An 18,730-nucleotide genomic window follows, 5' to 3' on the forward strand; every position below is an offset into this window, starting at 1 on the left:
GGAGACATCATGTCCGCGCTGTACCGGCTCACCGCCACCGAGACCAGACTGTTCTTCCGCGAGCCGCTCATCGTCTTCTTCGCGCTCGGGTTCCCGCCGCTCCTGCTCGTCATCTTCGGTGCGATCCCCGCGTTCCGGGAGCCCGACGCCGACCTCGGCGGGCTGCGGACCATCGACCTGTACGTGCCGATCATCGTCGCGCTGAGCATCGCCATGTTCGCGCTGAACAGCCTGTGCCAACTGCTCGCCACCTACCGGGAGAAGGGCGTGCTGCGCCGGATGCGGACCACGCCGGTCAAGCCGGCGGCGATGCTCGGCGCGCAGTTGCTGATGTCCACGGCGATGTCCGTGGTGACGATGCTCGTCGCGCTCGCCATCGGCCGGCTGGCGTTCGGCGTACGGCTGCCCCGGCAGGTGCCGGCATACCTGACGAGTTACGTGCTGGCAGCCGTGACGATGTTCGCGATCGGTCTGCTCGTCGCCGCGCTCGCGCCCAGCGGCAAGAGTGCCGGTGCGGTCGGGACCGTACTCTTCTTCCCGGTCGTGTTCTTCGCTGGTCTCTGGCTCCCGCGCGACAGCATGCCCGGCGTGCTGCGGACGATCAGCGACTTCACCCCGCTGGGCGCGGGCGTGCAATCATTGCAGGACGCCACCGCCGGTCAGTGGCCGCAGGTGCTGCACGTGGCCGTGATGCTGGGGTGGACGATCGTGGCCGGCGGGCTGGCCGCGCGGTACTTCCGCTGGGAGTAGGTCGTGAGCATCGAGGCCGAGCTACGTGCGGAGTCCGACCGCTGGGAACGCAACGAGACGGTGTTCTTCACCGTCCTGCCGTACTTCCTCCTGTCGGTCTGCGCGCTCATCACGCTGGTACTGCCGTTCTGGGACGTGTCGCTGAACCTGCCGCTGGTGCTCGGGCTCACACTCGTGATCGCCCTCTGGGTGGGCTGGTTCCACACGCACCCGCAGTGGCAGGAGAGCGGCCCGTTGACGGGCCTCTACTACGTGGGGCTGATCGTGCTGGGGGCGAGCGTGGTGGCGCTCGCTCCCTGGTACGGCATCTTCACCTTCACCGGGTACGTCCACGCGTTCCTGTTCCTGAAGGGCCGCTGGCGGTACGCCGGGGTCGCCGCCACGGCGATGATCCAGGCAGCGTCCTCCACCGGTGGCCTGTCCGGCGCGACGGTGAACGAGTGGCTGGTGCTGTCGCTGGTCACGATCGTGCTGGCCGGGGCGTTCTTCCGCTTCGCCGAGCTGGACGACCGGCGTAGCCACAGGCAGAAGCGGGCGCTCGCCGAGCTGCACGAGGCGAACGGCAAGCTGGAGGCGGCGCTGGCGGAGAACGCCGGGCTGCACGCCCAACTGCTCGTGCAGGCCCGCGAGGCGGGCGTGCAGGACGAGCGGCAGCGGATGGCCCGGGAGATCCACGACACCCTCGCCCAGGGGCTCGCCGGCATCCTCACCCAGCTCCAGGCCGCCGAGCGGACGGCCGACCGGGACGAGGCATGGCGCCGGCACGTGGGCAACGCGAAGAACCTGGCCCGCGACAGCCTCACCGAGGCCCGCCGTACGGTGCACGCCGTGCAGCCCGAGGTGCTCGCCGAGGCCCGGCTGCCGGAGGCGATCAGCGACGTGACCCGGCGCTGGTCGCAGGTGCACCGCATCGACGCGGTGCTGACCACCACGGGCGATCCGCGCCCGATGCACGCCGACGTCGAGGTGACACTGCTGCGGGCCGCGCAGGAGGCACTCGCCAACGTCGCCAAGCACGCCCGGGCCAGCCGGGTCGGGCTGACGCTGTCGTACATGGAGGACCTGGTGACGCTCGACGTACGCGACGACGGGGTGGGTTTCGAGCCCGGCGCGAGACGTGCCGACGGCGCCGGGGGTTTCGGGCTCACCGGCATGCGGCAGCGGGTGCAGCGCCTCGCCGGGCGGCTGGAGATCGAGTCGGAACCGGGCGGCGGCACGGCGATCTCGGCCACGGTGCCGGCCATCCCCGTCGGAGCGGGCCGGTGATCTCGCTGCTGATCGTCGACGACCACCCGGTCGTACGCAACGGGCTGCGCGGCATGTTCAGCGCCGACCCGCGTTTCGAGGTGCTGGGCGAGGCGGGTGACGGTGCGGAGGCGATCGTCGCGGGGGAGGCGCTCCGGCCCGACGTGATCCTGATGGACCTGCGTATGCCGCGCGTCGACGGCGTCTGCGCCATCCGGGAGCTGGCGAGACGGGGAGTGCCGGCCCGCGTTCTGGTGCTGACGACGTACGACACGGACAGCGACGTGCTCCCCGCCATCGAGGCGGGCGCCACCGGCTACCTGCTGAAGGACGCGCCGAGCGAGGAGCTGTTCCGCGCGGTGGAGGCGGCCGCGCAGGGGCAGGCGGCGCTGTCCCCGGCCGTCGCGACGCGGCTCATGCGGCAGATGCGGCAACCGGCTTCCGAGCCGCTGTCGCAGCGGGAGCTGGAGGTCCTGGAGCTGGTCGCCCGGGGGTCGACGAACCGCGAGGCGGCGAGGCAGTTGTTCATCAGCGAGGCGACTGTCAAGACGCACCTGCTGCACGCGTACGCGAAACTCGGCGTCAACGACCGCGCGGCGGCCGTGGCGGCAGCGTTCTCCCGCGGCTACCTGACGCCGGAGCGGTGAGGGCGGCGGTGGCCGCAAGCACGTCCGCGTCGCCCATGAGCTCAGGATCAGGGGTACGCGCAACCGCATCCTCCGGTCGCGACTATGTGCTCGGCGGGTTGCGGTGCCGCTCGGCGAGGCCCGACGCGACCTGCCGCTGCGCGTCGTGCCGGTGCTGGTCGGCGCGGGCCTGGTGAACCGCAGCCGAGGCCTCGTCCGACGGGCGCCTCGTCCGGTCGCGCCGGGCGACGAAGACGACGAGCGCGAGCACCAGAACCAGCACCATCGCGAGCGACATCACCACCGTTCTCATGCCCTCGACGCTACGGCGTACGCGCCAGTCTCGGCGTGGTGACGGTCAGAGGGCTGCTCCGTCCGCCGCCGGATGGCAAGCTCACGTGTCGTGGTCGACGACTTCGCGAAGAGCGGTGGGGACGCGGTACGAGATCCGGACCTCGTGGAGGTCCGCCGGTGAGGGCGGTCATCGTCGCGGCCGCTGTCGCGTTCGTCATCTCCCTGTTCGGCACGCCGGTGGCGGTTCGCGTCTTCACCGCGCTGAAGGCCGGTCAGCCGATCCGGTCCATCGGGCTCGCCAGCAACGAGCACAAGGTGGGCACGCCCACGATGGGCGGCGTCGTCTTCATCGTGGCGACGGTCCTCGCGTACGTCGCCGGGCACCTCGCCCTGACCACCCTGCCCGAACGGCAGATCGCGCAGGAGGGGCCCACCATGACGGCCCTGGTGCTGCTCGGGCTGTTCGTCTTCTGCGGTGCGGTCGGCTTCTTCGACGACATCCTCAAGGTGCGCCGGCGCAACTCCGACGGGCTGTCGGCCAAGGGCAAGCTGCTCGGCCAGGCGCTCGTCGGCGGCGGGTTCGGCGTGGCCGCGCTGTACGTGCCCAGCACCAACGGCCAAACCGTGGCCAGCGAGCACATCTCGCTCATCCGCGACATCAGCTGGCTGGACGTCGGCAAGGTCGGCGCGGTCATGGTCTTCATCTTCGTGATCACGGCGATGTCGAACGGGGTGAACCTCACCGACGGCCTCGACGGCCTGGCCACCGGCGCGTCGATCCTGGTGCTCGGCGCGTACTCGCTGATCGGCTTCTGGCAGTACCGGCACTGGTGCGCAGACGACGGGTACGCGCGTGTGAACGAGTACTGCTACCAGGTCCGCGATCCCCTGGAGATCGCCATGATCGCGGCAGCCGCGGCCGGCGCCTGCGTGGGCTTCCTGTGGTGGAACACGTCCCCGGCGCGGATCTTCATGGGGGACGTGGGCGCGCTCGGGCTGGGCGGCCTGATCGGCGGGCTCGCGGTGGTGACCCGTACGACGCTGCTCTCGATCCTGATCGGCGGGCTCTTCGTCATCATCACCACGACCTGGGTGATCCAGATCGTCTCGTACCGGACCACCGGACGACGCGTCTTCCGGATGGTGCCGTTGCACCACCACTTCGAGCTGGCCGGGTGGAGCGAGTCGACAATCGTGGTCCGGTTCTGGATCGTGGCCGGCGTCTGCGTCGCGGCCGGCCTGGGCCTGTTCTACTCGGACTTCCTGGCGACTGTGGGATAGCGGCAGAGCGACAGGAGACGCCGGCTCAGGCGGGCCGCTGCCCGGTGCCGTCGTCGCGGAGGTGGTCCAGCTCGGCGAGGTACATCTCCTGCAGGCGGCCGTGGTGCCGCACAAGCAGCCCGACCTCCTCGGCGCTGTAGCCCTCGACGAGCCGTTCCGCCCGCTCGGCGAAACGCTCGTACGGTCGCTCCAGATCGGCGATCCGCTCCGGCCGCATGGTGACGACGACCCGCCGCCGGTCGGCCGGGTCGCGTTCGGCCGTCACGTAGCCGGCCTGCTGGAGCCGGCGGACCATGCTGGTGACCGCGCCGGTGGTGAGGTTGGTCCGCTCGGCGATCTGTCCCGCCGTGGCGGATCCGACGTCCGCCAGGAAGTCCAGGCACTCCAGGTCGCTCACGGCGAGGCCGAGCCGTTCCGCGATGGCGTACCGGAGCACGGTGGACAGCCGCGACGTCTCCCGCCCGGCGCGCATGAGGTCGGCGATCGCGGAGGCGCGGGCCGGATCGTGGGACATGCGGGCAATCATGCCTCCGGCACGGTGACCCGGTGCAGCCGAGGTAGCACGCGGGTCAGCACCCAGTGCGGTGCCGCGGCGCCTCCGGTGAGGCGGCGCATCAGCCTGGCGGCGTCGTCGACGGCGTGGAAGGCGTACGGCACCATCTCGTCCTGGTAGCCGGCGATCGCCTCTTCCACGGGCGTGCCGTTCCTCCGGGCCTCGACCAGCCTGTGGCCGAGCAGGGCGGCGTCGCGCAGCGCGGTGTTGCCGCCGTGGGCGCCGAACGGCGGCATGACGTGTACGGCGTCGCCCATCATCGTCGCCCGGGGCACCGCCCACCGTTGCGGCCGCCGGCCGGTGGCGAAGAGGTTGAGCACCGTGGCGTCCAGCTCGGCCGTGTCGACGAGCCGCCGGACGAGCGGGTGGAAGTCGATGCTCATCCGGGCCGCCACGTGCCACAGCGCCCGCAGGTCCCCGCGTACGCCGGGAGGCAGCTCGTCCCGCCGGAGCAGCAGTGCCCACATGACGTAGTCGTCGCCGGTGGGGGCGTAGCTGCCCGGGGCCAGGCGTGTGAACGCCTCCCGTGGGCTCTCGCCGAACCGCATCGAGGTGAAGAAGAAGGCGCTGCCCGGCCGGTCGGCGATGGACAGGACCCCGCTGGTGCGCAGTGCGTCCGGGATGACGCTCGCGCCGTCGCGCCACAGCGGCGACCGGCCGTAGATGCCCGCCATCGGGGTGTCCGCGGGGTCGGCGTCCGGCATGAGCTGCGCGCGTAGCGCCGAACCGACGCCGTCGGCGCCCACCACGACTGTGGCCGCGGCGGCGCTGCCGTCGGAGAACCGCAGCCGCAGCCCGGCCGGGCCGCCGCTGTCCACGGCGACGGCGGCCTTGCCGTAGTGGATGCGCCCGTCCAGCCCGGACTGGAGAATCGACCGCAGCGTCAGCCGGTCCACCTGACGGGTCTCGTGCGGATCGTCCTTGAAGGTGATCGTGAAGGCGTCCCGCAGCCGTCGGTCGGTGAAGCGCAGGTGCCCGCCGGGCTCGTCGCCGGTGGTCAGCGCCAGGCGGTACAGCGGGCGGGGCAGGCTCTCGCGCAACGCCGCCAGCCCGTACCGGTCGAGGATGATCCGGTAGCCCTGCCGCCGGACGAAGGGGCCGGGGTTCCGCTCGTAGACGTGCACGTCGACGCCGGCACGCGTCAGGTACTGGGCGAGGCAGAGGCCGGAGAGGCCGGCGCCGGCGATCGCCACGGAGAAGTCGGTCGATGCGCTCATTCGATTACCTTAACCATTAAGATAATTTGAGCAAGGGGCACTGTGAACAGTCACCTTGGACGGATACTCAAGTTGGTTGTATATTCGGCGGCATGGGATCTGCTTCGCGTCCCGCGCTACGGGAACCGTCGTACTTCGTCCTCGCCGCCCTGCTCGGTGGGCCGCTCCACGGTTACGCCGTGATCAAGCGGGTGACCGAGCTGTCCGACGGGCGGGTGACCCTCGCCGCCGGATCGCTGTACTCGGTGATCGACCGGCTGCTCGGCGAGGGACTCGTCACCGCCGACGGGGAGGAGATCGTCAACGGGCGTGCCCGTCGCTACTACCGGCTCACCGACGAGGGCTGTCGCGTACTCACCGAAGAGGCCGACCGGCTCGCCCAGGCCGCGCGGGTGGTCATGGACCGCCTGCCACGCCGGGTCACATCGCAGGCAAACGCCCCTCAACCTTCTACCGCGAGGATCAGACCAGCATGAGTTCCGATGTTCTGGAGAAGCGTTACCGCCTGCTGCTGCGGGCCTACCCGGCCGGCTACCGCCGCGAACGCGCCGACGAGCTGATCGACACGTTGATCGGCGACGAACCGACCGACCGTCGCTGGCCCAGCCTCCGAGAGGCGGCCTCGCTCGTCCGGGGTGCCCTGCGGGTGCACGGCGGCAGCACCGCGCCCCGGCCCGCCGCCGTGCTGTTCTGGCAGGGCATCCACCTCGGCGCCCTGGCGGCGCTGGCGCTGGGTGTGCTCATCGGCCTGGACGACATCGTCGAGGCGTTCCAGTACGGCGGACTCTCGGACCCCCTGACCGTCCTGCGGAATCAGGGCGGCCACGAAGTCGTGCTGATCGCGGCGCTGGTGGCGCTCGTCGCGGGCCGTACCCGCACCGCCGCCGTCCTGGCGGTCGCCGCGGCGGTGGTGCCGACCGCGATCTCCCAGTACCTGTTCCTCAACGGCCTGCCGCAGTGGTGGGCGCCGGTCGTCGCCGCGCCCCTGATCGTGCTGGGCCTGCGGCGGCCGGCGGACGTGCCGCCGGCGCCCCGCGCCAACGCCGTCCTGGTCACCGCCGGCGTCCTCGCCCTGCACCTGATCCCCGCGGGCGGCCTCCGCATGGTCGACGCGGCCCCGCGGATCGTCGCCGCCGCCATGGTGGTCGCCGGGGTGGCCGCCTTCCTGTGGGTGGCCACCGCCGACCAGCGGCTGCTGATCGCGGTCGTCCCCACCCTGCTGCTGGGCACGCTGCACCAGCTGGACAACGCCGGGCTGACGGGGGAACTGCTGCGCCGGCCCGATGCACTGCCGTCCCTGGTCGTCGCGGTCCTCATGGCGGTCGTCGCGATCGTGTCGACGCGGCAGCGGCAGCGCACCCGCGCCTGACGGCGGGCGGGCGGTCCGGTCACGGCCGGACCGCCCGGCGGAGAATCGAGTACCTACCGGCCGCAGAGCTGTGTGGCGGGTCGCGGACCGGGCGACGGCGCGCCGGACGGCCGTCAACCCGGTTGTGTGCCGCTGCCCGGCCGGGCAGCCTGGATGCCTCGGTCTGACGAGAGGCGGCCATGACACGTACCTTCCTGCAGCCGGATGACCTGCACGACCTCGTGTCGGACCAGTTCGGCTCCGACCGGCGGCTCGCTGCCCTGGAACGGCTGACCGGCGGCACCAAGAAGGGCGTCTACCGGCTCCGGCTGAACGACCGGACGACCGTGATGCTGTACGTGTGGGCCGCGGGCGAGAACTACTGGCCGCCGTCACCGGCCGTCCCGGACGACCCGTTCACTGACGCGTCAGGCGCGGATCTCTTCGCCGCCGGCCACGCGGCGCTCGTCGGAGCAGGAGTGCGTGTCCCGCATCTGATGATGATCGACCGGGACGGCCGGCACCTCGACGCCGACATCGCGCTTGTCGAGGATGCCGGCGCGCTGCGGCTGGAGACGTTGCTGGAACACGATCCGGCCACCGCCGCCGCGCCGCTGTCCGCGCTCGGTGACGCCCTGCGCCGCATGCACACCACCTTCGGTCCGCACTACGGAAAGGTCGCGGCCGTCGCCCGAGGTGAGGCATCCCAGGCGCGGCGCACGGAGGACGTGATCGTCGACCGCGCGTTCGGCCACCTCGACGCGGTCGCGGCCCGCGACGCCCGGCTGGCCGACGCCCATCACCGGATCACCGCCCACGTACGCCGTCTCAGGAGCGCGGTCACCCCACGCGAGGAGTACGGGCTGGTGCACGGTGAACTCGGGCCGGATCACGTGCTCGTCACACCCGCCGGTGAGGCCGTCATGATCGATTTCGAAGGGCTGACGTACTTCGACGTCGAATGGGACCACGCCTGGCTGCAGATGCGCTTCGGCGACGCCTACCCGGCGCTGCGTCCGGTCGATCTCGACTCCCACCGGCTTGAGCTCTACCGGTACGCGCAGACGCTGTCCCTGATCGAAGGGCCACTGCGGATCGCGGACACCGACTTCCCGGATCGGAAGTGGATGCTGGACCTCGCCGAACGGAACATCATCAAGGCGCTCGCCGTGACCTGAGTGCAGCCCGGCACCAGAGGACCGGGACCGACGTCCGGTCACCCGTGCGCGAGGGTGGCTCAGCCCGTCGGGCCAGGTCGCCGCGTCCAGCGAGTTCGCCGAGTTCGCCGCGCCGAGACTGATCGAGCTGTTCGCCAGACGCGCCGCCGACCTCGACATCGAGCTGAGCGTCTGCGACCCCGGCTCCTTCGAGTCGCTGCTGACCCGGTCCGCGGACATCGCGATGGGGCCGCTGCCGCCGGTGGCCGAACCGGCGATCTCCTGCCGGCCCATGATGAACTACCGGCTCGTGACGGTCGTCGGCCGGCGTCCGGTTCGCCGTCGCGACAGTCGTGCGGACCTGGAGGTCGGCGCCCAGACCGCCGGGCGCGGCCATGGCGGTCTGCGCCGACGGCGAGGTCGTCGGCAGCATCTCGGGAGGGTGCGTCGAGGGCGCGGTGTACGAGCTCTGCCAGGAGGCCATACACACCGGCCAGGCACGCACCGAGACGTACGGTGTCGGCGACGACGACGCCTTCGCGGTGGGCCTGACCTGCGGTGGCACCATCGAGGTCCTGGTGCAGCCGGACGTCGTGCTGACCGAGCCCGACGCGGTGCTCGCCGCGATCCGCGCAGGCGAGCCGGTGGCGACGGCGTCGGCCGGGAAAGCTCAGCTGGTGGTCTGGCCCGACCGGGTGGCCGGCACTCTCGGCGACGCCGACCTGGACCGAGCGGTGGCGCAGCAGGCCGAGGGCATGCTCGCCCTCGGCACCACCGGAGCAGTCCGACTCGGTACGCGCGGGCAGCAGCGGCACGACGAGGTGTCCGTCTTCGTCCAGTCGTACCTGCCGCCACCACGGATGATCGTGTTCGGCGCGATCGACTTCGCCGTCGCGGTGGCCCGGATCGGCCGCTTCCTCGGCTATCACGTCACGGTGTGCGACGCCCGTCCGGTGTTCGCCACCCGCAAGCGCTTCCCCGACGCCGACGCCCTCGTCGTCCAGTGGCCGCACACCTACCTGGAGTCGACGACCGTCGACGAGAGAACGGTGCTCTGCGTCCTCACCCACGACCCGAAGTTCGACGTCCCGCTGCTCCAGGTCGCCCTGCGCACCCCGGCCCGCTACATCGGCGCGATGGGCAGCCGCCGCACCCACGCCGATCGGTTACGCCGCCTGCGCGAGGCGGGCGTGGACGAGGCCGCCCTCGCCCGGCTCTCCTCACCGATCGGGCTCGACCTCGGGGCGCGGACGCCGGAGGAGACCGCCGTGGCGATCGCCGCCGAGTTCGTCGCCCTGGCCGCGGGAGGCTCCGGCCGGCGGCTGACGGACCTCGACACCCCGATCCACCACCGCTGACCGGCCGGCAGCGTACTCGTCACCCCCGGCTCAGGCCGAGCGCCTCGTCCACCCGGTCCAGCACCGTCACGTCGTCGTGGCCGACGCCGCGCAGCAGGTCGATGGCGGTCGCCCGGATCTGCCCGACGATCATGGTGACCGGCAGCGGCGGATCGGTCCGGAGCAGGCCGGCGGCGATCCGTACCGCCTCCAGGGCCGCCGCGTCGGCCTGCTGCGCGTGCCGGTCGGCGTCGGCGCCGGTGAGGTCGTGGGCCATGGCCTCACCGGCCGACCGTACGGCGGAGGTCAGCGCGCCGATCGCGGCGGCCAGCTCCGGCGGGGTGGCGGTGTGCCGGCGGGTCAGGGTCACGCCGGCCCGGGCCAGCACGCGGATGTTGCGGGCGGCGTAGTCGAGCTGCCGCAGCGTGGCCTCCACCTCGACGAGCTTGCCCAGATGCCGGCGGCGCAGTCCCAGCCGCAGCGTCTCCCCGGTGGCGAGCACGGCGGCCTGCATCTCGGCGACGCAGTCGTCCACCTGCCGCGCCCGGTCCAGCGCGGCGCGGGCGGCGTCCTCGTCGCAGCCGCGCAGGGCCGCGTTGACCTGGTCGAGCAGGTCGGCCAGATCGGTGTAGCTGCGCCGGGCCTGGGCCACCAGCGGCGCCAGCGGGTCACGGGCGGCCATCAGCTGGCTGGCGGCGAGCGCCACCACGCCGCCGATGAGCGCGTCGACGAAGCGGAACGGCATCAGCGTCCCGTTCGGCGCGGAGACCACCACCAGGTACATGGCCGAGACGCTTGCCTGCACGACCAGGGCACGGCGGGCCCCGATCACCACGAGCGTCGCGGTGGTCAGCAGCAGCACCAGCAGAACCGTCTCGGTGCCCGGGCCCAGCGCGTACACCAGCAGCTCCGCGACGAGGACGGCGGCTGCCACGGCGAGCAGGATCTCGACGGTCTGCCGCAGCCGTCGACCACGGGACTCGCCGAGCACGACGAGCGCGGCCGTCGGTGCGAAGAACGGGTCCGGGTGACGGATCACCACCGCCGCCACGATCCAGGCGACCACAGCGGCAGCGGTCAGCTCGACCACTGTCATCCCGTCGCCGCGCAGCCGCGCGACGGCGTCGCGTAACCAGGTCCGCACCGGTGGTGCCCCTCTCGCCGGGCGGACCCGGACCGGCCGCCGCTTGATCTTCTGCGAGGAGGGCCACTACCCCGGCCGTGACCTGCTCAATCGTTCGGGCGGCCGGCGACGGACCCGGGGCACGCCCGGCGGTTGGTCGCGGTCGGCTGGCCGCCCTGCCGGGTTCGGGCCGTCAGCGCTTGGCGACGGTGAGCAGCACCGCGGAGTCTTCGAGCGCCTCCAGCGTGTGCCGGCGGTCCGGCACGATCAGCAGGTCGCCGGCTGAGCCGTCCCAGGATGTCTCGCCGGCGCCGAGCCGGACCCGGCCGCGCAGGACGTGCACGGTGGCCTCGCCGGGGTTCTCGTGTTCGCTGAGCATCTGCCCGGCCGTCAGCGCGATCAGCGTCTGTCGGAGCCTGTGCTCGTGACCGCCGTAGACGGTGGAGCTGCTGCGGCCGCTGGAGGAGGTGTGCGCGAGTTCCAGCTGCTCGCGGGCCAGCGCGGTGAGGGATGACTTCTGCATCAGGTGTCCCGTCCTCTCGTCGTACCGCTTCTCCCGAGCCGCCCAACCGGCTCAGGTCGACTCTGGCATACCGGCGAGGGCTTCCGGCTAGACGGTCGGCACCACCATCGGTGTGCCGGTGACCGGGTTCGGCATCACCACGCTGGGCAGGCCGAAGACCTCCCGCATCAGGTCGGCGTCCACCACGTCGGCCGGCGGGCCCTGCGCGACGATCCGGCCGGCCTTCATCGCCACGATGTGATCGGCGAACCGGCACGCCTGGTTGATGTCGTGCAGCACTGCGACGACGGTGCGTCCCTCGTCGCGCAGCTTGGCGAACAGCGCCAGCAGCTCGTACTGGTGCGTGATGTCCAGGAACGTGGTGGGCTCGTCCAGCAGCAGGTACGGCGTCTCCTGCGCCAGCACCATGGCGATCCAGACCCGTTGCCGCTGCCCGCCGGAGAGTTCCTCCACGGGCCGCTCGGCCAGGTCGGTGACGCCGGCAACCGCCATCGCCGACCGGACGGCCTCCTCGTCGGCGGCGGTGCCGGTGCCGAGCAGGGACTGGTGCGGGTAGCGGCCCCGGGCGACGAGCCGCCGGACGACGATGTTCTCCGGCGCGACGAGGCCCTGCGGCAGGAAGCCGACCTGGCGGGCGAACGGCTTCGGCCGGTGCTCGGCGACGTCCCGGCCGTCGAGGCGTACCGCGCCCGACGCCGGCGTGAGCAGCCGGACCATGGCCTTCAACAGCGTCGACTTCCCGCATGCGTTGGGCCCGACGATCGCCGTGAACGCGCCGTCCGGCACGGCCAGGCTCACCCCCGTCGACACCACCCGCTCGCCGTAGCCGAGCGTGACGTCCTCCGCGATCAGACGACTGGTCACCGCCGTTTCACCTCCATGCTGAGCAGCCAGATCAGATAGCAACCGCCGATCGCCGTGGTGACCACGCCGACCGGCAGGGCGACCGGCGCGAGCAGCATCTGCGCGACGAGGTCGGCGGCCAGCAGCAGCACCGCGCCGGTCAGCGCCGCCGGCACCAGTGGGACACCCGCGGCCCGCGCGAGCCGCCGGCCGATCTGGGGCGCGGCGAGCGCGATGAACACGACCGGCCCGGCCACCGCTGTCACCGTCGCGGTGCAGCCCACCCCGGCCAGGACCAGCAGCAGGCGGAGCCGGCCCAGGCGTACGCCTGTGGTGCGCGCGATCTCGTCGCCCAGCGCCGCCTGGTGCATGGCGTGCGAGACGACGACGAGCAGCAGGACGAACAGGCCGATGACGACGAACGGGAGCCGCACCTCGGCCCAGTCGACGCCGTTGAGCGAGCCGGCGTTCCATCCGGTCGCGGCGAGCGCCACGTCGATCTCGGCCCGCAGCACGATCCAGGAGTTCAGCGCGGTCAGCATCGCGTTGACGGCGATGCCGATGACCACCAGCCGGACGCCGCTGAGCCCGGAGTCCAGCGACAGCAGGTAGATGAGGGCGGCGGCGAGCAGCCCGCCCGCCACCGACCCGGCCGCGAGCTGCCCGGCGGTGCCGTTCAGCAGCGTGATCGCCACCAGCGCCCCGGTGTACGCGCCCGCGTCGAGGCCGATCACGTCGGGGCTGCCCAGCGCGTTGCGGGTCAGGTTCTGGAAGACCGCCCCGGCCAGTCCGAGCGAGGCCCCGAAGATCAGCGCCGCGGCCACCCGGGGGAGCCGCCACTCCCGGATCACGAATCCCGCGTCACCGCCCCGGAGCAGGGCGTCGAACACCTCGGCCGGTGTCGCCCACTGCGGCCCGTGGCTCAGGGCCAGCAGGGCGAGCGCCGCCGCGGCCGTGACGAGCCCGGCCGAGGCGACAGCCGTGCGCCGTTCGATCCGGACCAGGAACCGTCCCGCCCGCAGCGTCACGGTGCTCACAGCGCCGCCGCCCCGTAGCGGCGGACCGCCCAGATCAGCACCGGAGCGCCCAGGAACGCGGTGACGATTGACACCGGCACCTCGCCCGTGGGCAGCAGGACCCGCGAGCCGACGTCCGCGAGGAGCAGCAGGATCGGCCCGAGCAGCATCGAGTACGCCATGATCCACGGGATCGAGTCGACTGCGAGCCGCCGCGCCAGGTGCGGAACCATCAGCCCGACGAACGCGATCGGGCCGGCGACCGCGGTGGCGACGCCGGTGAGCAGCGTGACGAGCACCAGGACCGTGATCCGGGTCCGGGTCACGTGAGCGCCGATCGCGTGGGCCACGTCCTCGCCGAGGGCGAGCGCGTTCAACGGCCGGGTCGCGGCCATCGCGGCCACGAGGGCGACCGCAGTCACCACCACGGGCAGCACCAGCGGCGTCCGCTCGGCGCCGGCCAGCGCCCCGACCGACCAGAACCGGTACCTGTCGAAGACGTCCGGGAAGCCCAGCCGCAGCCCGAGTGAGACGCCCATCAGCACCCAGCTCAGCGCGACACCGGCCAGGACCAGCCGCAGCGGCGAGGTCCGTCCGACCGCGTAGACGGCGACAGCGGCGAGCGCGGAGCCGGCCACCGCGAGCACGAGCTGCCCGGCCTGCGACCCGGCGACGCCCACCAGCACGCCCAGGTTGATCGCGAAGCCGGCCCCGGCTGTCACGCCGAGGATGCCGGGCTCGGCCAGCGGGTTGCGGGTCAGCGTCTGGATCAGCACCCCGGCCGCGCCGAGGGCGGCGCCGACGCAGACGCCGAGGATCGTGCGGGGCAGCCGGATGTCGCGTACGACGAGGTGGTCGGTCGTGGCCGCGAAGTCGGTGAGCGCCCGCCACACCTCGACCGGCGCGACCGGCCGCGCGCCCACGGCCATGCTCGCGCCCGCAGCGACGACCAGCAGCGCGACGGACACGAGCAGGAACGCCACCCGCCGGGACAGGTCAGTCTTCAAGCCCGGCGACTCCACGCTTCCAGTACCCGGTGATCAGCGAGTCGAGGCGGCCGGCGCTCCAGGCACGCAGCGGCCTGATGTCGTTCGCCTCCCCGGCCGCGAAGAGGAACGCCCGCCCGGCCGGCAGGCGCAGCGACGTCACCTGCCGCGCGAGCGTGGACCCGGTGGCCGCGCGCACCAGCCACGTCACCGCCACCCCGTCGCGGTGCGCGAGCGGGTAGTCCCGTTCCGCCGGGTCGTCGACCTCGGCGACCACGTGCGCCGACACGTCGGCCGGGGACTCCTCCAGCCACCTGGCGACGGCCGGCAGGGCGGTGGCGTCGACGGCGAAGACGTAGTGGTCGTAGCTGTGCGGGAACGCCTTAGCGCCGGGCGGACCCGCGATCGTCACCTCGTCGCCCACCGCCGTCGCGTCCGCCCACGCCGACGCGACACCCCCGTCGTGCAGCACGAAGTCCAGGTCGATCTCGCAGGCGGCGGGATCGTAGCGGCGCACCGTGTACTTGCGGGTGGTCGGCAGCGGGCGGGGCCAGTCGAGCATGCCCCGCCCGTCCGGGACGGGATCGCGCCGGGTGCCGTCCGGATCCGGGAAGACGAGCTTGACGTGGTCGTCCGCCTGGTAGGTGTGGAAACCGGCGAGGGCCGGGCCGCCGAGCGTCAGCCGCACCATGCGCGGGGTCAGCCGCCGCCGGGCGACGACCCGGACCTCGCGTACGTCGATCGGGTAGCCGATCCGGACCGTGCCACTGCCCGCGCGGTGGTGGGCGGCGACCCGGCCGGCCGGGTCGTGACGGTCGACTGTCATCGGGCCAGCAGCGGCGCGAATGCCTTGTCGACGGAGTCGAGCGTCCGGAGGGCCGACTCGTACGTCGCCGCCTCCGTGTACTGCAACCCGAACACCCGGCCGGCCTTGACCGCGGCCAGGTTCTTCCACAGCGCGGAGTCGAGCACCTGCTTCACCGCCTCGGCGGGGGTGCCGTCGGGCTGCAACGTGTACGTGATGGCGTCGGCCTCGCCGAGGCTCGTGGGAAGTTCCTCGATCGCCGGGTACTCGGTGACGTCGAGCCCGCCGCCGCCCTTCTCCTTGACCTCGCCGTAGTAGGTCACGCCCGCGTCCTGCGCGATGTTCGTGCCCCACGAGCCGGCGAACTCGCGGTGGAAGGTGCCCTTGGCGATCTCGCCGTAGCTGCCCACGTGCCCGAACTTCAGGCCCGCGAGGGCGGCGGCGTACTTGTCCTTCAGCTCCGCGGCCTTCTTGTCGTACGCCTCCTTGGCCGCCTCGAAGTTCGTGCTGCGACCGGCGGCGTCGGCCTGCCGGCGGGACAGCTCGCGCCAGGCGGCGGGCGTGGTGGGGCCGATCGCGACGACCGGCGCGATGCTCTCCAGCCGCTTCATGTCGATGCTGCCGAGAGCCGGCTTCGGCACCCCGATCACGATGAGGTCCGGCTTGGCGGCGGCGACGGCCTCGTAGTTGGTCTCGGCAGCGGCCTCGCCGGCGACCTTCGGCAGCCGTTCGTAGGTGGCCCGGTCCTGCTCGGTCATCAGCGCGAGGCCGCGCTTCCAGCTGGAGATCCCCACCAGCGCGGCGTCCGCCTCGATCAGGACCGGCACGGCGTAGCCGGTGGCGACGACCCGCTTGGGGTCGACCGGGATCGTGATCTCGCCGTTGTCGGCGGCGAAGACGCGGGTCGCGGCGTCGCCGGACTTCGCGGCGGAGTCGCCGCCGTCGGATCCGCAACCGGTGACCACGGCGAGCGTCACCGCGGCGGCGGCGATCACGCGCCAGTGCTGTCGTACGGACATCTGCCAGTTCCTTCGGGTTCTCAACACAGAGGTGCAGCCCCGCTGGGCTGCAGAGCTTAGGCTAGCCTTACTTCTGTGGGCGGAATGTCGCCGAGAGGTCAACCGATGTCGGGGAGAGGTCAGAGCGTGATGGTCACCGGCCCGATCACGGCGGATCCGGTCAGCTGCGAGGAGTTCGGCTACGGCCTCGGCCGCCCGGACGGCATCCTCCTCCTGCGCTACCGGTCGGTGACCCGGCTGGCGTTCGCCGAGAACCGGGAGGACTTCCTGCACCAGTTCTACTGGTCACCCGACGGCCTGCTCTCCGCCCGCCACGGTCGGCACACCACATTCCTCGGGCCGGACGAGGTCTTCTGGGTGCACCGGGCCGTGACCCACGAGGTGCACGCGGCGGACCGGCAGACGGTCTACCGGATCTGCCTGCGCGAGGTGCCCGGCGCCCTCGACGGGCTGGGGGCCGGCGTCGCCACCATCGACGCCGAGGCCGTTCGGCTCGTGCTCACGCTCGCCACCGCCGGCTACGACGAACGCGACGCCCCCGCCGCCCGCAGCCGCATCATGTCCGGGCTCGCCCCCCGGCCCGACCCCGACGACCGGCAGGCCGGCGGTACGGGCGTCGCGCTGGCGGTCGCCACGGCCCTGGCCCGCGACCCGGGCGACACGACAGGGCTCGCCGAGTGGGCGGACCGCCTGCACGTCAGCGTCAAGACGCTGCAACGCGACTTCGACCGCGAGTTCGGCATGTCGTACTCGCAGTGGCGCACGAAGCTGCGCCTGCGCGCGTCGCTGGCGCTGCTGGAGACCCGGCCGGTCGGCGAGGTCGCCCGCCGCATCGGGTACGCCAGCCCGTCCGCGTTCATCTCCGCCTTCGCCCGCGAGTACGGCTACACGCCGGGTCGCGCCGCCGCGATGCGGCGTACGGCTGACATCCCGGCGCCCCGCGCGGCGAGGAGTTTCCGGCGCCCGCCCGCCCCCTGACCGGCCCGGCCCTGCCGGAACGGGTGGCGCGGTCACCTGCTCAGCTCATCGTGGCCTTCGGGGCGCCCATGCCCGGGTCGATCCGGGCCGGACCGGCGGCCGAGGGGCGGATGTCGAAGTCGAAGATCTCGGTGGGCAGGTAGACGGTCGCGCAGGAGTTGGGGATGTCCACCACGCCGGAGAGCCGGCCCTCGATGGGTGCGGCACCGAGCAGCAGGTACGCCTGTTCCGGCTGGTAGCCGAAACGGGTCAGGTAGTCGATGGCGTGCAGGCAGGCGCGCTGGTACGCGAGCTGCGAGTCGAGGTACCGCTGTTCGCCGTCGAGCGTGACGGAGATGCCGGAGAAGGCCAGCCACCGGGAGAACTGCGGCGGGGTGTCGCCCGGGATGAAGATGGCGTTCTCGGCGACGCCGTACGTCTGCATGCCGTTCTTGATCAGGTCCACGTGCAGGTCGATGAACCCGCCCATCTCGATGGCGCCGCAGAAGGTGATCTCCCCGTCGCCCTGGGAGAAGTGCAGGTCGCCGACGGACAGGTTGGCTCCCGGCACGTACACCGGGTAGAAGACCCGGCTGCCGACTGTGAAGTTCTTGATGTCCTGGTTCCCGCCGTTCTCCCGGGGCGGAGCGGTGCGCGCCGCCTCCGCGGCCACCCGGTCGAAGTCGGCGCCGCTGAGGCCGCCGAGGATCGCGTCCTGCGGCTCGGGAGGCAGGGCCAGGGGCGGCACCCGGTCGGGCGCGGTGGCGATCAGCGCACCCTCCCGCCGGTTCCAGGTGGCCAGCAGCGACGCGGACGGGGCGGTGCCCATCAGCCCCGGGTGGGCGATCCCGGTGAACGAGACCCCGGGGATGTGCCGGGAGGTGGCCGTGCGGCCGGTGAAGTCCCAGACCGCCTTGTAGGCGTCGGGGAACTGCTCGGTGAGGAAGCCGCCGCCGTTGCCGGTGGGGAAGATGCCCGTGTAGCCCCAGCCCTGGCCGGCCAGCGGACCGGACTCCTGCGGGATCGGGCCCATGTCGAGGATGTCGACCATGAGCAGGTCGCCCGGCTCGGCGCCCTCGACGGCGAACGGGCCGCTGAGCGCGTGCACCCGGGTCAGCGGCGCGTCCCGGATGTCCTCGGCGGAGTCGTCGTTGTGGATCGCGCCGTCGAACCACTCACGGCAGTGGACGCGGAACGACTGTCCGGGCCGTACCGTCGCCACGGGCGGGATGTCGGGATGCCAGCGGTTGTGCCCGACCTTCTCCTGGTCGGTGAACCTCTTGGCGGAGTCGAGGGGGAACAGCAGTTCAGGCACGGCGTTGAGCCCTTCTCGTGGTCACCATCGCGGCAGGCGGGCGTGGGCCGGGTCGGTCGAGCGGCGTGCCGGGCGACGACCGGGTACCCGCCCGACCACCTCCGGCTGTTCCGCGCTGCGCTCGGTCCGGTCCATGGCCTCGCGCAGCGCTGCCGGCATGCGGCCCAGCCGGGGCGCGGCGAACACCCGCGTCGCCGGGTTCCCGCACCGGGGGCAGTTTGTCGACGGGCCCGCGGCGCCGACCGGCAGCGTGACGTCGAACCTGCCGTCCTGCTGGCAGCGGTACTCGAAGGTGGCCATCGCCGTTCCCGTCCGGGCCTCTCGTGCGTGCGGGT

20 protein-coding genes and 1 pseudogene are annotated in these 18,730 nt (G+C 72.5%); 9 read left to right on the plus strand and 12 right to left on the minus strand.

Going from position 1 to position 18,730, the window contains the following annotated elements; genetic code table 11:
• The first annotated feature begins 9 nt into the window (after positions 1 to 9).
• The 3 genes from M8C11_RS15495 to M8C11_RS15505 are packed head-to-tail and all read left to right on the plus strand — an operon-like array spanning position 10 to position 2,642.
• Positions 10 to 750 carry an ABC transporter permease gene (locus M8C11_RS15495; protein ID WP_252450053.1) on the plus strand — a complete coding sequence of 247 codons (741 nt, stop codon included), beginning with the start codon at positions 10 to 12 and terminating at the stop codon, positions 748 to 750.
• A 3-nt stretch (positions 751 to 753) separates the two neighbouring features.
• A complete protein-coding gene (locus M8C11_RS15500; protein WP_252450054.1) occupies positions 754 to 2,016 on the plus strand; it encodes a sensor histidine kinase in 1,263 nt (420 codons plus the stop codon).
• Complete coding sequence (locus M8C11_RS15505; RefSeq protein ID WP_120570867.1) at positions 2,013 to 2,642, plus strand: response regulator transcription factor; 630 nt, start codon at positions 2,013 to 2,015, stop codon at positions 2,640 to 2,642. The genes M8C11_RS15500 and M8C11_RS15505 overlap by 4 nt, the downstream gene beginning before the upstream one ends.
• 82 nt (positions 2,643 to 2,724) lie before the next feature.
• Here the strand turns inward: M8C11_RS15505 and M8C11_RS15510 are convergent, their stop codons facing one another.
• Positions 2,725 to 2,934 carry a hypothetical protein gene (locus M8C11_RS15510; protein WP_252450055.1) on the minus strand — a complete coding sequence of 70 codons (210 nt, stop codon included), beginning with the start codon at positions 2,932 to 2,934 and terminating at the stop codon, positions 2,725 to 2,727.
• Between the two features lie 158 nt (positions 2,935 to 3,092).
• Here M8C11_RS15510 and mraY point away from each other — a divergent pair, with 158 nt between their 5' ends.
• A complete protein-coding gene (gene mraY / locus M8C11_RS15515) occupies positions 3,093 to 4,196 on the plus strand; it encodes a phospho-N-acetylmuramoyl-pentapeptide-transferase (RefSeq protein ID WP_121683339.1) in 1,104 nt (367 codons plus the stop codon).
• A 25-nt stretch (positions 4,197 to 4,221) separates the two neighbouring features.
• On the opposite strand, the gene M8C11_RS15520 is transcribed toward mraY, so the two are convergent.
• Entirely contained in the window at positions 4,222 to 4,710 is a 489-nt protein-coding gene (locus M8C11_RS15520) for a MarR family transcriptional regulator (protein WP_252450056.1), read from the minus strand.
• Positions 4,711 to 4,718: 8 nt separating this feature from the next.
• On the minus strand, positions 4,719 to 5,966 hold the full coding sequence (locus tag M8C11_RS15525; protein ID WP_252450057.1) for an NAD(P)/FAD-dependent oxidoreductase: 1,248 nt from the start codon (positions 5,964 to 5,966) through the stop codon (positions 4,719 to 4,721).
• A 92-nt stretch (positions 5,967 to 6,058) separates the two neighbouring features.
• Here M8C11_RS15525 and M8C11_RS15530 point away from each other — a divergent pair, with 92 nt between their 5' ends.
• The 4 genes and pseudogenes from M8C11_RS15530 to M8C11_RS15545 form a co-directional block, all read left to right on the plus strand.
• Positions 6,059 to 6,442: a PadR family transcriptional regulator gene (locus M8C11_RS15530; protein ID WP_252450058.1), complete on the plus strand. Its 384-nt coding sequence runs from the start codon at positions 6,059 to 6,061 to the stop codon at positions 6,440 to 6,442.
• On the plus strand, positions 6,439 to 7,335 hold the full coding sequence (locus M8C11_RS15535) for a hypothetical protein (RefSeq protein ID WP_252450059.1): 897 nt from the start codon (positions 6,439 to 6,441) through the stop codon (positions 7,333 to 7,335). Before M8C11_RS15530 ends, M8C11_RS15535 begins: the two co-directional genes overlap by 4 nt.
• Before the next feature lie 179 nt (positions 7,336 to 7,514).
• Entirely contained in the window at positions 7,515 to 8,492 is a 978-nt protein-coding gene (locus M8C11_RS15540) for a phosphotransferase family protein (protein ID WP_252450060.1), read from the plus strand.
• A gap of 299 nt (positions 8,493 to 8,791) precedes the next feature.
• Positions 8,792 to 9,829 (plus strand): annotated as a pseudogene (locus M8C11_RS15545) (XdhC family protein); the annotation flags it as partial.
• A 19-nt stretch (positions 9,830 to 9,848) separates the two neighbouring features.
• Here the strand turns inward: M8C11_RS15545 and M8C11_RS15550 are convergent.
• The 7 genes from M8C11_RS15550 to M8C11_RS15580 all read right to left on the minus strand — a co-directional run bounded on the left by M8C11_RS15550 (position 9,849) and on the right by M8C11_RS15580 (position 16,123).
• Complete coding sequence (locus tag M8C11_RS15550) at positions 9,849 to 10,952, minus strand: FUSC family protein (RefSeq protein ID WP_252450061.1); 1,104 nt, start codon at positions 10,950 to 10,952, stop codon at positions 9,849 to 9,851.
• 172 nt (positions 10,953 to 11,124) lie between these two features.
• Positions 11,125 to 11,454, minus strand: a complete 330-nt coding sequence (locus M8C11_RS15555) for a cupin domain-containing protein (RefSeq protein ID WP_252450062.1) — start codon at positions 11,452 to 11,454, stop codon at positions 11,125 to 11,127.
• Positions 11,455 to 11,541: 87 nt separating this feature from the next.
• Complete coding sequence (locus tag M8C11_RS15560) at positions 11,542 to 12,318, minus strand: ABC transporter ATP-binding protein (protein ID WP_252450063.1); 777 nt, start codon at positions 12,316 to 12,318, stop codon at positions 11,542 to 11,544.
• On the minus strand, positions 12,315 to 13,334 hold the full coding sequence (locus tag M8C11_RS15565; RefSeq protein ID WP_252450064.1) for an iron chelate uptake ABC transporter family permease subunit: 1,020 nt from the start codon (positions 13,332 to 13,334) through the stop codon (positions 12,315 to 12,317). The genes M8C11_RS15560 and M8C11_RS15565 overlap by 4 nt, the downstream gene beginning before the upstream one ends.
• Positions 13,331 to 14,320, minus strand: a complete 990-nt coding sequence (locus tag M8C11_RS15570; RefSeq protein ID WP_252450065.1) for an iron ABC transporter permease — start codon at positions 14,318 to 14,320, stop codon at positions 13,331 to 13,333. The genes M8C11_RS15565 and M8C11_RS15570 overlap by 4 nt, the downstream gene beginning before the upstream one ends.
• Positions 14,310 to 15,125, minus strand: coding sequence for a siderophore-interacting protein (locus tag M8C11_RS15575; RefSeq protein ID WP_252450066.1), 816 nt, complete (start codon positions 15,123 to 15,125; stop codon positions 14,310 to 14,312). Before M8C11_RS15575 ends, M8C11_RS15570 begins: the two co-directional genes overlap by 11 nt.
• A complete protein-coding gene (locus M8C11_RS15580; protein WP_252450067.1) occupies positions 15,122 to 16,123 on the minus strand; it encodes an ABC transporter substrate-binding protein in 1,002 nt (333 codons plus the stop codon). Before M8C11_RS15580 ends, M8C11_RS15575 begins: the two co-directional genes overlap by 4 nt.
• A gap of 105 nt (positions 16,124 to 16,228) precedes the next feature.
• Here M8C11_RS15580 and M8C11_RS15585 point away from each other — a divergent pair, with 105 nt between their 5' ends.
• Entirely contained in the window at positions 16,229 to 17,101 is an 873-nt protein-coding gene (locus M8C11_RS15585) for an AraC family transcriptional regulator (protein ID WP_252450068.1), read from the plus strand.
• A 40-nt stretch (positions 17,102 to 17,141) separates the two neighbouring features.
• Here M8C11_RS15585 and fmdA read toward each other — a convergent pair whose 3' ends face one another.
• Positions 17,142 to 18,395 carry a formamidase gene (gene fmdA / locus M8C11_RS15590; protein WP_252450069.1) on the minus strand — a complete coding sequence of 418 codons (1,254 nt, stop codon included), beginning with the start codon at positions 18,393 to 18,395 and terminating at the stop codon, positions 17,142 to 17,144.
• A 21-nt stretch (positions 18,396 to 18,416) separates the two neighbouring features.
• The gene (locus M8C11_RS15595; protein ID WP_252450070.1) at positions 18,417 to 18,695 is read right to left on the minus strand and encodes an FmdB family zinc ribbon protein; all 279 of its coding nucleotides are present in this window, start codon (positions 18,693 to 18,695) and stop codon (positions 18,417 to 18,419) included.
• Between the last annotated feature and the right edge of the window lie 35 nt (positions 18,696 to 18,730).

This window comes from Micromonospora sp. CPM1 (assembly GCF_023896895.1).
GTDB lineage: Bacteria > Actinomycetota > Actinomycetes > Mycobacteriales > Micromonosporaceae > Micromonospora > Micromonospora tulbaghiae.